General features: G+C 32.1%; 12 protein-coding genes. All 12 read left to right on the top strand.

The window, feature by feature from the left end:
- Positions 1-18 precede the first annotated feature (18 nt).
- The 12 genes from ssnA (at position 19) to IO99_RS11650 (ending at position 14,222) form a co-directional block, all read left to right on the top strand.
- Positions 19-1,347: a putative aminohydrolase SsnA gene (gene ssnA, locus IO99_RS11705; protein ID WP_035133618.1), complete on the top strand. Its 1,329-nt coding sequence runs from the start codon at positions 19-21 to the stop codon at positions 1,345-1,347.
- Between the two features lie 16 nt (positions 1,348-1,363).
- Positions 1,364-2,188 (top strand): selenium cofactor biosynthesis protein YqeC, encoded by an 825-nt coding sequence (gene yqeC, locus IO99_RS11700; RefSeq protein ID WP_035133616.1) that lies wholly within the window; start codon positions 1,364-1,366, stop codon positions 2,186-2,188.
- Between the two features lie 12 nt (positions 2,189-2,200).
- Positions 2,201-2,782 (top strand): molybdenum cofactor cytidylyltransferase, encoded by a 582-nt coding sequence (gene mocA, locus IO99_RS11695; protein ID WP_035133615.1) that lies wholly within the window; start codon positions 2,201-2,203, stop codon positions 2,780-2,782.
- A 16-nt stretch (positions 2,783-2,798) separates the two neighbouring features.
- Positions 2,799-3,620, top strand: coding sequence for a selenium-dependent molybdenum cofactor biosynthesis protein YqeB (yqeB, locus tag IO99_RS11690; RefSeq protein ID WP_084178161.1), 822 nt, complete (start codon positions 2,799-2,801; stop codon positions 3,618-3,620).
- Positions 3,621-3,815: 195 nt separating this feature from the next.
- On the top strand, positions 3,816-5,033 hold the full coding sequence (locus IO99_RS11685) for a YgeY family selenium metabolism-linked hydrolase (RefSeq protein WP_035133611.1): 1,218 nt from the start codon (positions 3,816-3,818) through the stop codon (positions 5,031-5,033).
- A 165-nt stretch (positions 5,034-5,198) separates the two neighbouring features.
- The gene (gene thrC, locus IO99_RS11680) at positions 5,199-6,437 is read left to right on the top strand and encodes a threonine synthase (protein WP_035133609.1); all 1,239 of its coding nucleotides are present in this window, start codon (positions 5,199-5,201) and stop codon (positions 6,435-6,437) included.
- Positions 6,438-6,480: 43 nt separating this feature from the next.
- Positions 6,481-7,959, top strand: a complete 1,479-nt coding sequence (locus tag IO99_RS11675; RefSeq protein ID WP_035133606.1) for a pyridoxal-phosphate dependent enzyme — start codon at positions 6,481-6,483, stop codon at positions 7,957-7,959.
- 153 nt (positions 7,960-8,112) lie between these two features.
- Positions 8,113-10,752, top strand: a complete 2,640-nt coding sequence (xdh, locus tag IO99_RS11670) for a selenium-dependent xanthine dehydrogenase (RefSeq protein WP_035133604.1) — start codon at positions 8,113-8,115, stop codon at positions 10,750-10,752.
- Positions 10,753-10,826: 74 nt separating this feature from the next.
- A complete protein-coding gene (gene guaD / locus IO99_RS11665; protein WP_035133601.1) occupies positions 10,827-12,107 on the top strand; it encodes a guanine deaminase in 1,281 nt (426 codons plus the stop codon).
- Between the two features lie 57 nt (positions 12,108-12,164).
- Positions 12,165-12,749, top strand: coding sequence for a TetR/AcrR family transcriptional regulator (locus IO99_RS11660; RefSeq protein WP_035133599.1), 585 nt, complete (start codon positions 12,165-12,167; stop codon positions 12,747-12,749).
- 132 nt (positions 12,750-12,881) lie between these two features.
- The gene (locus IO99_RS11655) at positions 12,882-13,721 is read left to right on the top strand and encodes an FAD binding domain-containing protein (RefSeq protein ID WP_035133597.1); all 840 of its coding nucleotides are present in this window, start codon (positions 12,882-12,884) and stop codon (positions 13,719-13,721) included.
- A 33-nt stretch (positions 13,722-13,754) separates the two neighbouring features.
- On the top strand, positions 13,755-14,222 hold the full coding sequence (locus IO99_RS11650) for a (2Fe-2S)-binding protein (RefSeq protein WP_035133595.1): 468 nt from the start codon (positions 13,755-13,757) through the stop codon (positions 14,220-14,222).
- Positions 14,223-14,226 lie beyond the last annotated feature (4 nt).

Raw genomic sequence — 14,226 nt, 5'->3', positions numbered from 1 at the left:
TCCATAGGGGGAGTGTGAATGCTACTAGTAGGTAATGGGATAGTTGTAACCAGAGATGATTTAAACACAATTATAGATGATGGATGTATAGTTATAGAAAAAGATAAAATTGTAGAAGTAGGAATTACAAAAAAATTAAAAGAAAAATATCTAGACTATAAATTCATTGATGCAAGAGGGAAATTAATAATGCCGGGTTTTATAAATACACATATGCATTATTACAGTACCTTTGCTAGAGGAATTTCTAATGATAGTCCTCCAGCAAAATGTTTTTTAGATATATTGAAGGGATTATGGTGGAGATTAGATAAAAAGTTAACTCTAGAGGATGTATACTATAGTGCAATAGTTCCAATGATAGATCAAATTAAAAATGGTGTAACAACTTCCTTTGATCATCATTCCAGTCCATATGGTTTAAGTGGGAGTTTATTTACTATTGCAGATGCAGCTAAGGAGGTAGGTATTAGAAGTAATCTGAGTTATGAAACTTCTGATAGAGATGGGGAGAACGTAGTAAAGCAAAGTATTGAAGAAAATATTGAATTTATAAAGTATTGTAATAGAGAAAAGGATGATATGATAAAGGGATTATTTGGACTTCATGCATCTATGACTATTAGTGAAAATACTGTAGAGAGATGCCTAACAGCTATAGAGGGTTTAAATACAGGATTCCATGTACATTGTGCTGAGGGAATTGAAGATGTACAAGATTCTATGGAAAAGTATGGTGTAGGCGTAATTGAAAGATGGTATAAAAGAGGTGTTCTTTCTGATAAAACTATGGCTATTCATTGTGTACACATAACTGATGAGGAAATGGATATGCTGAAAGAAAAGAATTCCATAGTAGTTAATAATCCTCAATCTAATATGGGTAATGCAGTGGGAACATCGCAAATCTTAAAAATGGCTAAAAAACAAATATTGTTGGGGTTGGGAACAGATGGATACACCTCTGATATTTTAGAGTCTTATAAAACTGGAAGTACTATTCAAAGGCATGAAGCTAAGGACTCAACAGTAGCTTGGGTAGAATTACCACAAATGCTTTTCAAAGGAAATAGAGTTATAACTGAAAGATTTATAGATAATTCCATAGGAATTATAAAAGAAGGTGCATTAGCTGACGTTATAATTGTTGACTATAATCCTCCAACACCTATATATAAAGATAATATAGATAGTCATATTCTATTTGGAATAAGTGGAAGACATGTTGAAACCACTATTGTAAATGGGAAGATTATAATGATGAATAGAAAACTGGTTAATTTAGATGAGGAAAGAATTAGGGCTAGAAGTAGAGAACTAGCAACTGAGGTTTGGAAGAGGTTTTAAAAAGGAGTGAAAAAGGGTGGACATTTTAAAGGTTCTTACTGTTACTAAAGGAGAAAAAATATCTATAGTAGGAGCTGGAGGAAAGACCACTCTTATGTTTATCCTAGCCGAGGAGTTGAAAAAAAGAGGAAGAGTTCTTATAACAACAACAACTAAAATATATCTACCTAAAAGAAATCAATACAATTGTTTAATTCTAAAGGACAGCTTTGGAGATCATATTGATGAAGAAAGTAAGTATATTCTAAATGGAAATATAGTATATGTATACTGTGGGAATATAAGTAAAACAAAGGAACCAGATGGTGAAATTCATGTTTATGGTTCTAGTGTTAATGGAGAAAATAAAGTCATTGGAATTGATGATAAAAGTATTTCTAATATACTTAACAATTATGATTATATTTTAATAGAATCTGATGGAGCAAAAGAAAAAACTTTAAAAGCTTGGAAGGAAGATGAGCCAGTAGTAAGTAATTTTACTAGTACAACAATAGGAGTTTTAAGCGGAGAAGCCTTAAATTTAAAAATCCATGATGGAAATATTCATAGGATTGATAAGTTTTTAAAACTTATAAATAAAAGTGTAGGAGATAGTATAAATGAAGAAGATTTGCTAGCTTTAATATTTAAAAAAGAAGGATTATTTAAAAACTCCAAAGGTAGAAGAATTTTATTTATAAATAAGGTAGAAGAAGAGGACTTTAAGAAGTTAGAAAATCTAATAGAATATATAACAATAAAAAATAAAGAATTAAAGTTATTAGACGGAATACTTATTGGAAGTTTATTAAATAAAACATATAGGGTTATATATGAAGAATCTACAGAAAAGCTTTAAGGGGGATTCAATGTGGTAACTGGGATTGTTATGGCATCAGGCCGTAGTACTAGGATGGGAAGGTATAAATTACTATTAAAGTATAAGGGTAAATATCTAATAGAATATGTTTTAGATGCAGTAAATAAAAGTAATTTAGAAGATAAAATTGTAGTAACTGGCAATGAAACAATAGCAGAGTTAGCTCAGACTAGAGATTTAAAAGTAGTTAAAAACTCCCAGGCATATATGGGACAAAGTCAATCTATAAAACTTGGGTTGAAAGCTGCATCTAAAATATCTGGATATGCTTTTATTACAGGGGATCAACCTTTTTTAAATGAGAGTCTTATAAATAAACTTATCGAAGAATTTGAAAAAAATCAAGATAAGTTTATTGTACCAATTTATAAAGGTAGAAGAGGAAATCCTGTAATATTTCCATGGAAGTATCGAAATGAGCTTTTAGCACTTAATGGAGATTTGGGCGGAAAAACTATTTTAAAAAATCATGAGGATAATATATTTTTTGTGGAAGTAGATGAAGAATATTTTCTTTGGGATATTGATACAGAAAAGGATTATATAGAATTATTACAATCAAATTATCATTAAGCAAGGGGACGATTTGGTGATAAATAATAGAATAATTGTAAGAGGTGGAGGCGATATTGCCTCAGGTACTATACAAAAACTTCATAGAAGTGGATTTAAAGTTCTAGTACTTGAGATAGAGATACCTTCTAGTATTAGAAGAAATGTATCTTTTAGTGAGGCAGTATTTGATGGTGAAACAACAATTGAAGGTATGAAGGGTGTTCTTGTTAGAACCTATGATGAAATACTAGAAGCTTGGGATATGGGATATATTCCGGTAGCTGTTGATAGATATGGAAAGCTCATTGAAACGGTTAGGCCTATTGCTGTAGTTGATGCAATTTTAGCGAAAAAAAATTTAGGTACCACTATAGATATGGCACCTATAACCATTGCATTAGGCCCTGGATTTAAAGCAGGTATAGATGTAAATGTAGTAGTAGAGACCATGAGAGGACATAGTTTGGGAAGATTAATATTTGATGGATATGCTTTAGAGGATACAGGAGTACCAGGATCTATATGTGGTTATGCAAAGGAAAGAGTAATTTATAGTTCTTATGAAGGAAAAATTAAGAATATAAGACAAATAGGAGATATAGTTAAAGCTAATGAAACTATAGCACTAATAGATGATTTAGAAGTAAAAGCTAAAATTGATGGAGTGCTAAGAGGCATTATTAGAGATAACACTTATATTACAAAGGGGTTAAAAATTGCAGATGTAGATCCAAGGCATGATGAGATCAGTAATTGCAATACTATTTCTGATAAGTCAAGAACTATAGGTGGATCAGTTCTAGAAGGAATATTATACTTTCAATCTATTAAACCCTTTTTATCTGTAGCAAACTAAATAAAATTTTCTAGTTTATTGGTATTACTAAACTTATTTAGTAATACCAATAAATTAGATTATAATGCAGGTTAATTGTATTGAATTATATAGGTTTTTATTTGAATTAACTAATTAATTAGTTAGTAAGTATTTAAATTATTGAAATAATGGTTGAAAAATAAAATATATTTATATTTAAAGGAGGATTTAAATATGTCAAAAATTACATGCCAAGAAGAAATTCTAAAGTTAGCAGAAAACTATAAGGCTGATATGACAGGGTTCCTAAGAGACATGATATCTATTCCTAGTGAAAGTTGTGATGAAAAGCGAGTAGTTTTAAGAATTAAAGAGGAAATGGAAAAAGTAGGTTTTGACAAAGTAGAAATAGACCAGATGGGAAATGTACTAGGGTATATAGGACATGGAAAACATGTAATTGCTATGGATGCTCATATTGATACTGTTGGAATTGGAGATATAAATAATTGGACTAATGATCCATATGAGGGTTATGAAGATGATGAAGTTATTTATGGTAGAGGTGGTTCAGATCAAGAAGGTGGAATGGCTTCAATGGTTTATGCGGGTAAGATAATCAAAGATTTAAATTTAGAAGATGATTACACTCTAATAGTTACAGGTACTGTACAGGAAGAAGATTGTGATGGATTATGCTGGCAATATATTATAAATGAAGACAAGATAAAACCAGAGTTTGTAGTAATAACAGAACCAACTTCAACTAATATTTATAGAGGGCACAGAGGGCGAATGGAAATAAAAGTGACAACTCATGGAATTAGTTGTCATGGTTCAGCACCAGAAAGAGGAGATAATGCGATATTCAAAATGGGTCCTATTCTTAATGAATTAAAAGAGTTAAATAAAAGATTAATAGATGATCCATTCTTAGGAAAAGGAACTTTAACAGTTTCAGAAATATTCTTTTCTTCACCTTCTAGATGTGCAGTAGCTGATGGTTGTACTGTTTCCATAGACAGAAGACTTACTAATGGGGAGACTTGGGAATACGCTTTAGATCAAATAAGAGAATTACCTTCAGTAAAAGAGGCTAAGGCTAAAGTAGAAATGTATACCTATGAAAGACCTGCCTATACAGGACTTATCTATCCAACAGAGTGCTATTTTCCAACTTGGGTTCTTGAAGAATCACATCCAGCTTGTAAAACTTTAATCGATTCTTATAAAGGGTTGTTTAAGGAAGATCCATTAGTAGATAAGTGGACATTTTCGACTAATGCAGTATCTATAATGGGAAGGTATGGTATACCTTGTGTTGGTTTTGGTCCAGGCCATGAAGATCAAGCTCATGCACCAAATGAATTAACCTGGAAAGATGAACTTGTAAAATGTGCAGCTATGTATGCTTTAATTCCAATTACCTACGTAAAAGAATACTGTAAGTAAGACTCCAAATCTATGATTTGGTTAGTCGCACTTACTCATTCGACGAAGGAGAAGGAGTTTCATTTAATACAACTCCAAATCTATGATTTGGTTAGTCGCACTTACTCATTGGACGGAAGGAGAAAGGATTTTTAGAGGTTAAGTCAATAAAACTGAGGTGGGATTATGGAAAAAGTTAAGGGATTAGTATGTTCTAAATGTGGTAAGAAAGTTGGAGAAGAAGTAATGTATCACTGCCCAGACTGTGGCATAGAAGGAACACTAGATGTAGTTTATAATATGGACTTAGTTAAAAGGGAATTAACTAAGGAACATCTAAAGGGAAATGAAGATAAGAATGTTTGGAGATATATTCCTATTCTTCCTCTGGAATCTAGAGAAGGTATGGCACCTTTACAAATAGGAGGAACACCACTTTATAAAGCCAATAGATTAGAAAAGTTATTAAATATAAAGAATGTATATGTAAAGGATGAAGGTAGGAATCCTACAGCATCTTTTAAGGATAGAGCTACAGCTATTGGTGTGGCCAAAGCAATAGAACTAAAAAAAGATATTATGTGTGCAGCATCTACAGGCAATGCAGCTTCTTCTCTTTCAGGATTTGCAGCTTGTATGGGAATAAAAAACTATATATTTGTTCCTAAAAACATTCCAGAGGCAAAACTAACACAGCTTCTAGTATTTGGAAGTGATGTAATTTTAGTAGATGGTGATTATGATGTAGCATTTGGATTTTGTTTAGAAGCTGTGAATCATTTTGGTTGGTATAACAGAAGTTGTGCCATAAATCCTTACTTAGCAGAAGGGAAAAAAACTGCTGCTTTTGAAATATGCGAGCAATTAAACTTTAAGGTGCCAGACAAAGTAATTATGTCTGTGGGGGATGGATGTTCCATATCTAGTGTATGGAAAGGGTTTAAGGAATTTTATGAACTAGGTTTAATAGATCGGCTTCCAACAATGGTATCAGTACAAGCAGAAGGAGCTAATCCAGTTAATAGAGCTTATAGAAATGGAATAAGAGCATTTAGTTATATACCACCAGTAACTATTGCAGATAGTATATCTGTAGGAGTTCCGAGAAATGGATATAAAGCTTTAAATGCTCTTGAGGAAAGCAATGGGATTGCTATTGATGTCAGTGATGAAGAAATTTTAAGTGCAATAACAACCTTAGCAAGGCAGACTGGAGTATTTGGGGAACCAGCAGGAGTAACTAGTTTTGCTGGACTTAAAAAATTAGTTGAACTAGACCAAATAAGAGAAGATGAAACGGTGATTATTGTAGTTTCTGGTAGTGGTCTTAAGGATATAAAATCAGCTCAACAAGCAGTTAATAAGCCAGCTTTAATAAAGCCGGATATGAATAAATTGATTGAATATTTAAAATGTTTGTCCTAAATGATAATGAATTCCTTTATAAAGATTTTGAGGAGGATATAAAATGCATAAATTAATAGATTTAGAAGTTAATGAGGATCAAATTCTAAAAACAGCAGAGAGTGCAAAAGAGAGAAATATAATTATTCCTACTATTGCTCAAATGAAGGATCCAAATAAAATACCAGAAGAGATTAAAAATAAACTTGCCGAAACTGGCCTTTGGGATATTGATCCAATCAACTTATTTAGAATATCTTGGTATAATCAGCCAATTAAAGAATGCGGTTTATATAACACATTACCTAATTATATAGAAATACCACAAGAAATATCAGGAGTTAAAGCTAGGATTTTTGCTATGTCAGGAAAGTTTTTTCCTATAGGAGCTCATAAAGTTGGAGCAAGCTATGCTTGTCTTGTACCAAGACTAGTAACAGGGCAATTTGATCCAAAGTTTCATGAAGCTGTTTGGCCATCAACTGGAAATTACTGCCGAGGAGGGGCTTATAACTCAACATTACTAGGGTGTAAATCAATCGCTATTCTACCTCAGAATATGAGTAAAGAGCGTTTTAATTGGCTAAAGAGCATAGCTGGAGAAGTAATTGCAACTCCAGGATGTGAAAGTAATGTTAAAGAGATCTATGATAAGACTTGGGAACTCAGAAGAACTAGAGATAATGTTGTTATATTTAATCAATTTGGCGAACTTGGAAATCATCTTTGGCATTATGAAGTAACTGGTAATGCCATGGTTTCCATAATAGAACATGAAAAAGGAGATAATGGAAAAGTAGCTGGTATTTGCTTAACTTCAGGTTCAGCAGGTACCTTAGGAAGCGGAGATTTCATTAAAGATAAATATCCAGGAGCTAAACTTGCAGTTGGGGAAGCCCTTCAATGTCCAACACTTTTAAATAATGGTTTTGGTGATCATAGAATTGAAGGTATAGGAGATAAGCATGTACCTTGGATTCATAATGTAAAAAATACAGATATGGTTATCGCTATAGATGACAATGATAGCTTAGCTATGTTTAGACTATTCAATGAACCGGTTGGTCAACAATATTTAAGATCCATTGGAGTGTCAGAAGAAGTTATAGAAAAGCTTACATGGATAGGTATTTCTGGAGCAGCCAATATAATATCTGCAATAAAATTTGCAAAGTACTATGAGCTTGACGAAAATGATATGGTATTAACTGTTCTTACAGACTCAGCAGAAATGTATCAATCTAGACTTGAAGAAATGGAAAAAAATAGGGGTCATAAATATGAAGAAAAGGATGCTATGGTTGATTACAACAGAAGTATTATAGGTATAAAAACAGATTCTATGGAAGAGCTAACTTATGCGGCTAAGAAGAGAATTCATAATTTGAAATATTATACATGGATAGAACAACAGCAATATGAATTAAATGAATTAAATGCTCAATGGTATGACTATGATAATTATTGGGGAAGACTTCATAAAATGGCACCAGAATTAGATAAATTAATAGAGAAATTTAATGAAAAAGTTAAAAACTTATAAGAAATAAAAGTAAATTTTATAGCCTTGTAATCAAGCATACATTATAATTTAAATATGCTAGGACCCTGAGTTTATATTATATTTGATGGGTCCTATTCAGCTATATAATATGTTGGTGAATTTATACATTAGTAAATTATTAGGAGGGAATTTATGTATGAGTTTGTGCTAAACGGAAAAAATATTTCATTTGAAGAAAATATGAACTTGCTTGAATACTTAAGGGAAGAAGCAAATTTAACATCAGTTAAAAATGGATGTGGAGAAGGTGCTTGTGGAGCTTGTATGGTTTTAATAAATGGAGTTCAAGGAAGGGCGTGCATAAATACTCTTGAAAAAATTAATGGCAAAGAAGTACAAACTGTTGAGGGTTTATCAGAATTCGAAAAACAAGTATTTTCATGGTCTTTTTCAAAGGTTGGTGCAGTTCAGTGTGGATTTTGTATTCCAGGCATGGTGATTAGTGCTAAGGGATTATTTAATAGAAATTTAAATCCATCTAAAGATGAGATAAAAGCAGCTATTAAAGGAAATGTATGCAGATGCACAGGCTATGTAAAGATAATAGAAGCAATTGAATTAGCAGCACAAATTTTTCTGCAGGGAAAACTAAATTTTGATTTAGAACGAAACGGTTCTATAGGAAAATCGTTAACAAGAATTGATGCTATGGATAAAATTTTGGGAACTGCTATATATGTTGATGATATGAAGGTTGATGGGCTTGTATATGGTTCCGCATTAAGAACAAAATATCCAAGAGCACTGGTTAAAAAAATTAATATAGATAAAGCTCTAAATCATCCTAATGTTATAACCATTTTAACAGCAAAGGATATACCTGGGAATAGATATATTGGACATATTTCAAAAGATTGGCCAGCTTTAATAGCAGTGGGAGAAGAAACTAGATACGTGGGAGATGCTATAGCACTAGTGGCTGCAAAATCAAAAAAGGCTTTAAAGGAAATTTTACAGCTTATAGAAGTAGAATATGAAGAGCTTGTACCACTAACGAAACCTGAAGTGGCTATGAAATATGATGCTCCAAGAATTCATCCTGAAGGAAATATATATAGAAATGAAAGAGTTAGAAGAGGTAATATTGAGGATGCATTAAAAAACTCTAAATATATAGTTACTAATTCTTATTCAACTCCATTCACAGAGCATGCTTTTTTGGAACCGGAAAGTGCCTTGGCAATGCCGGATGGAGATGGAGTGCTGATTTATACTGGCTCCCAAGGAATTTATGATGAGCAAAGAGAAATATCAGAACTATTAGGGTTGCCTAAGAAAAAAATAAGGTGTATTAGTAAATATGTTGGAGGTGGCTTTGGTGGAAAAGAGGATATGAGTGTTCAACATCATGCAGCTTTACTAGCATATATTATAAAAATGCCAGTGAAGATTACCTTAAGTAGAAAAGAAAGCATAATGATTCACCCTAAAAGACATGCTATGGAGATTAAAGTAACTACAGCATGTGATGAAGAAGGAAAATTAACAGCTTTTATAGCTAATATAGTTGCCGATACTGGAGCATATGCATCTTTAGGAGGACCAGTATTGCAAAGGGCATGTACCCATGCTGCAGGGCCATACAGATGTGATAATGTTGATATCACTGGCACAGCAGTTTATACTAATAATCCACCTGCAGGAGCTTTTAGAGGATTTGGGGTAACTCAATCTGTATTTGCAGGGGAGTGTAATTTAAATCTTTTAGCTGAAAAGGTTGGTATATCAAGCTGGGAAATTAGATATAGAAATGCTGTAGAACCAGGAGATATACTTCCTAATGGTCAGATAGCTGATTCAGGTACAGCAATTAAAGAAACGTTACTAGCTGTAAAAGATAAATATTATGACAATGAAATTGTAGGAATTGCTTGCTGTATGAAAAATAGTGGAATAGGAGTTGGACTTCCTGATATAGGTAGGTGTAACCTAGTCATAAAAGATGGAGTTATCAATGTGAGAACTAGTGCAGCTTGTATAGGGCAAGGCATAGGTACTATAATGACACAGATAATTTGTGAAATTACTGGATTATCACCCAATAAAGTTGCAATAGGTTTTCCTGATACCTTTGATTCACCTAATTCAGGAACAACTACAGCTTCAAGACAGACATTGTTTACAGGAGAGGCTGTTAGGATTGCTACGATGAAGTTTATGGAAGAAGTGATGAAGCAATATAGTGAAGAAAAATTAATAAACTATGCAAAAGAAAGTTGCATAGATCGTAGTATCATTAGAAAATGGCTCTTAAATAATACAGATAAGGTTTTGAATTTTTTAAATGATAGAGAATTTTATGGAGAATACAGGGGAATAACAGACCCGATAAATTCTCCAAAGGAAAATCCTGTTAGTCATGTAGCCTATGGGTATGCAACACAACTTGCAATACTTGATAAAAATGGTAAACTTAAAGAGATAGTTGCTGCTCATGATGTAGGAAGAGCAATCAATCCTATAAACGTGGAAGGACAAATTGAGGGGGGGGTTGTTATGAGTTTAGGATATGCTTTAACAGAGGATTATCCACTTAATAATTGCATACCTATAGCTAAATTTGGAACTTTAGGTTTATTTAGAGCTCCAGCAGTTCCTAAGATATTACCTATAATAATAGAAAAGAATACTAGTGATTTAGCCTATGGGGCAAAAGGGATAGGAGAAATAACATCTATCCCAACAGCGCCGGCAATTCAAGGAGCTTACTATATGCTAGATCATAAATTCCGAACTACTTTACCTCTAGAAGATACATTTTATAAGAAATAAGAAGAAAAAGAGTTCACTAGGTAGAAAGATTAAATTATAGTTTGAATATGATAATTTAATTAAGGAGGAATGTGATGAGCCAGATTAAAGCAATAAAAGGAAACATTATTTTTACCAAAAACTTTGGAGAATATGAAATAATCGAAAATGGGTATGTGGTACTAGTGAATAAGATAATAAAGGGAGTATATGAAGTATTACCAGAAGAACTTAAAAACGCATCAGTAATAGATTATGGAGATAAATTAATTATTCCTGGTTTTGTTGATTTGCACCTTCATGGACCTCAATTTCCTAATTTAGGGTTAGGATTAGACAAGGAATTAATGCCATGGTTAGAGACATATACTTTTCCAGAGGAAGAAAAGTACTGGGATACAACCTATGCAAAAGATGTATACACTAGTTTAGCAAGAGAACTTTGGAAAAATGGAACTACTAGAAGTTGTATATTTACCACAGTACATCTAGATTCAACAAAGCTCTTAATGGATATCTTAAACCATTCAGGACTCGGTGCTTATGTAGGAAAGGTAAATATGGATAGAAATTGTCCAGAATTTTTAAGAGAAGATTCAGTGAAATCTATTGAAGATACGGAAAACTTTATAAATGAATATGGGGATAAGTATGAACGTGTAAAACCAATTATAACTCCTAGATTTGTCCCAACTTGTACTACGAAATTATTAAGAGGATTAGGTGACTTAGCTGAAAAATATAAAATACCAGTACAGTCACACTTAAGTGAAAATAAAGATGAAATAGAATTTGTAAAATCCTTGCATCCAGAGTATAAAAATTATGCCAGTATTTATAAAGATGCAGGGCTTCTTGGTAATCAACCAACAATTATGGCTCACTGCGTATTACTTGAAGATGAAGAAATAGAAATGCTTAAGCAAAATAAAGTGTTTGTAGCTCATAGTCCAAATTCAAACTCCAATTTAGCAAGTGGTATAGCTCCAATTAGAAAATTTATAAATGAAGGAATACCAATTGGACTTGCTTCTGACATATCCGGAGGACATAGCTTGTCTATGTGCAACGTAATGGTAGACAGTGCACAAGCATCAAACATTAAATGGCTTGAAAGTGGTAAAAAAGAAGCACCACTAAATACAGCTGAATTGTTTTATTTAGCAACTAAGGGAAGTGGAAGTTTCTTTGGAAAGGTTGGTAGCTTTGAAAAAGGTTACGAATTTGATGCATTAGTTATAGATGATAGTTCATTAAAAAGTTTCAAAAAACTATCAATACAAGAAAGATTACAAAAATTTATATACACAGGAAATCCTAAAAATATCATTAAAAGGTATGTGGCTGGAAAGATTATAGATGAGCCATATAGGTAAATTAAAAACTATATACTTTTAGATGAAATTAGGGTTAAGTGAGAAAGAAGGTTAATCATGGAAAAAGATGTGGATAAGAGGATACTTAAAGCGGCACTTGAAGTAGTATCTAAGGAAAAAATTAGTGGAACTCGTATGCATATAATTGCTAAGGAGGCTAATATGAGCCAAGCTAACCTACACTATCACTTCTCTACTAAGAATGATATTATGGTAGCATTACTTAATAGCATACAAGAGGAGTTTTCTAAGGGTCGTAAGAACTATATAGATACTGAAGCTAAAACTGTTACTGAAAATATTCAAGGGTTCTTTGAACAGAAAAAAGATGATATTTTAATAAATAAAAAGATGGAATATGCCCAAATTGATTATTGGGTTCAAGGAACTGTAAATGAAGAGATAAGGACTATATTTCAAAATACCTTTAATATCTGGAGAAAGAGTATAGAAGAGACTTTTTCTAAAGAAGAACAAGAAGGAATTGATGATAAAACTATGAAAAATATTCCTTTTGTAATGGTATCCTTAATGTTAGGGGCTTCATTACAGTACTTAATCGACGAAGGGAAATTTGATTTAGATGATTATTTTCAAGTTGCAGAAGAGATGATATTAACGGCATGCAACAAAACAAAATAAAATAATATCATTACAGTAAAATAAGTCTTCTATATATTTAATATAGAAGATTTTTTAAGAAATTATATGTAATAAATTTGAATAAAATGAATAAATTGAATAAACATATATGAATGGGGGTATAGAGTAAAAGTGTTGAAAATTTACAGTCCTAAAACTATAGAAGAAGTTAAAGAATATATGAAAGATCATTCTAATCTTAAACTGTTAGCTGGGGGAACAGACTTAGTTCTAGACTTTAAAAGAAATAAAGTAAAGTGCGAATCCATAGTTTCCTTAGAAAAAATTTCAGATTTGAAAAAAATAGTAGATGATAAGGATGAAATATATATTGGTGCTATGGTGACTTTTAGTGATTTAATTGAAAATAATATTATAAAGGATTACTGTAATTTACTTTTAAATTGTAGTATGTCTATGGGATCACCACAAATTAGAAATGTAGCCACGGTTGGAGGTAACATTGCTAATGGAGGATCAGCAGCTGATATAATACCTTGTATAATTAGTTTAGGAGGAATATTACTTATAGAATCAGAAGAAGCAATAAGAAGAGTAAGTTGTGAAGAATATTTTGAAAATTATAAAGAAGAGAGATTAAAAGAAAATGAAATATTAACTCATATTATTATACCTAAAACACAAAACATAAGTGGCTATTACAAGTTAGGTAAAAGAAATTCTTTAGCCATTTCAAGAGTAAGTGCTGCTGTAAATTTAGAAATAAAAAAAGATAGGATTTGTGCTATAAATATATGTCTTGGAGCAGTTGGAAGATATCCCTTTAGGGCTAAAGAGTTAGAAGAAAGGTCTTTGGGAAAAGATATTAAATGGCTATATTCTGAAGAAGCTTTAGAATATTTAGAAGGTATAGTAGAGAAAAGCATTGAGGGTAGGAAAACTATGCCTTTTAAAAGGGAGGCAATTAAAGGTGTATTTAAAAGAGCCTTAGATAACGCTTTACAGAAGTAGATATAATTTTAAATTATAGAAAAGAGGTATGTTGTGGTAGAAGTAAATATAAAAATAAATGGAATTAAATATAAAAGAAATATAAATAGTATGATGAGACTAATAGATTTTATAAGGGACGAAATTAAGCTAAAAGGAACAAAGGAAGGGTGTGGAGAAGGAGAGTGTGGTGCTTGCACTGTTATTCTAGATGGTAAAATCGTGAATTCTTGCCTCTTACTAGCGGCAACTTTAGATGGTTGCGAAATAATTACTATAGAAGGTATTAGTAATAACAGAATACATCCCATTCAAGAAGCTTTTATGGAGGTAGGAGCAGTTCAATGCGGATATTGTACTCCAGGAATGATACTAAGTGCTAAAGCTATACTAGATAAAAACATAGATGCAACTGAAGAGGAAATAAGGGAAAGTATTTCAGGAAACCTTTGCAGGTGTACAGGTTATGACAAAATAGTTCAAGGCATAATTTTAGCTCAAAGCAAGTTGAAAAATAATTAGAGGA

The organism is Clostridium sulfidigenes (assembly GCF_000732635.1).
GTDB classification, from domain to species: Bacteria; Bacillota; Clostridia; order Clostridiales; family Clostridiaceae; genus Clostridium_J; species Clostridium_J sulfidigenes.
Note: the sequence above shows the minus strand (reverse complement) of the source record. Positions and strands in the feature narration are given on the sequence as shown.

Excerpts from the sequence above, each read along its gene's own strand:
- ssnA (WP_035133618.1), top strand. The coding sequence starts at position 19 with ATGCTACTAGTAGGTAATGGGATAGTTGTAACCAGAGATGATTTAAAC.
- IO99_RS11685 (WP_035133611.1), top strand. The coding sequence starts at position 3,816 with ATGTCAAAAATTACATGCCAAGAAGAAATTCTAAAGTTAGCAGAAAAC.
- xdh (WP_035133604.1), top strand. The coding sequence starts at position 8,113 with ATGTATGAGTTTGTGCTAAACGGAAAAAATATTTCATTTGAAGAAAAT.
- IO99_RS11675 (WP_035133606.1), top strand. The coding sequence starts at position 6,481 with ATGCATAAATTAATAGATTTAGAAGTTAATGAGGATCAAATTCTAAAA.
- IO99_RS11660 (WP_035133599.1), top strand. The coding sequence starts at position 12,165 with ATGGAAAAAGATGTGGATAAGAGGATACTTAAAGCGGCACTTGAAGTA.
- guaD (WP_035133601.1), top strand. The coding sequence starts at position 10,827 with ATGAGCCAGATTAAAGCAATAAAAGGAAACATTATTTTTACCAAAAAC.
- thrC (WP_035133609.1), top strand. The coding sequence starts at position 5,199 with ATGGAAAAAGTTAAGGGATTAGTATGTTCTAAATGTGGTAAGAAAGTT.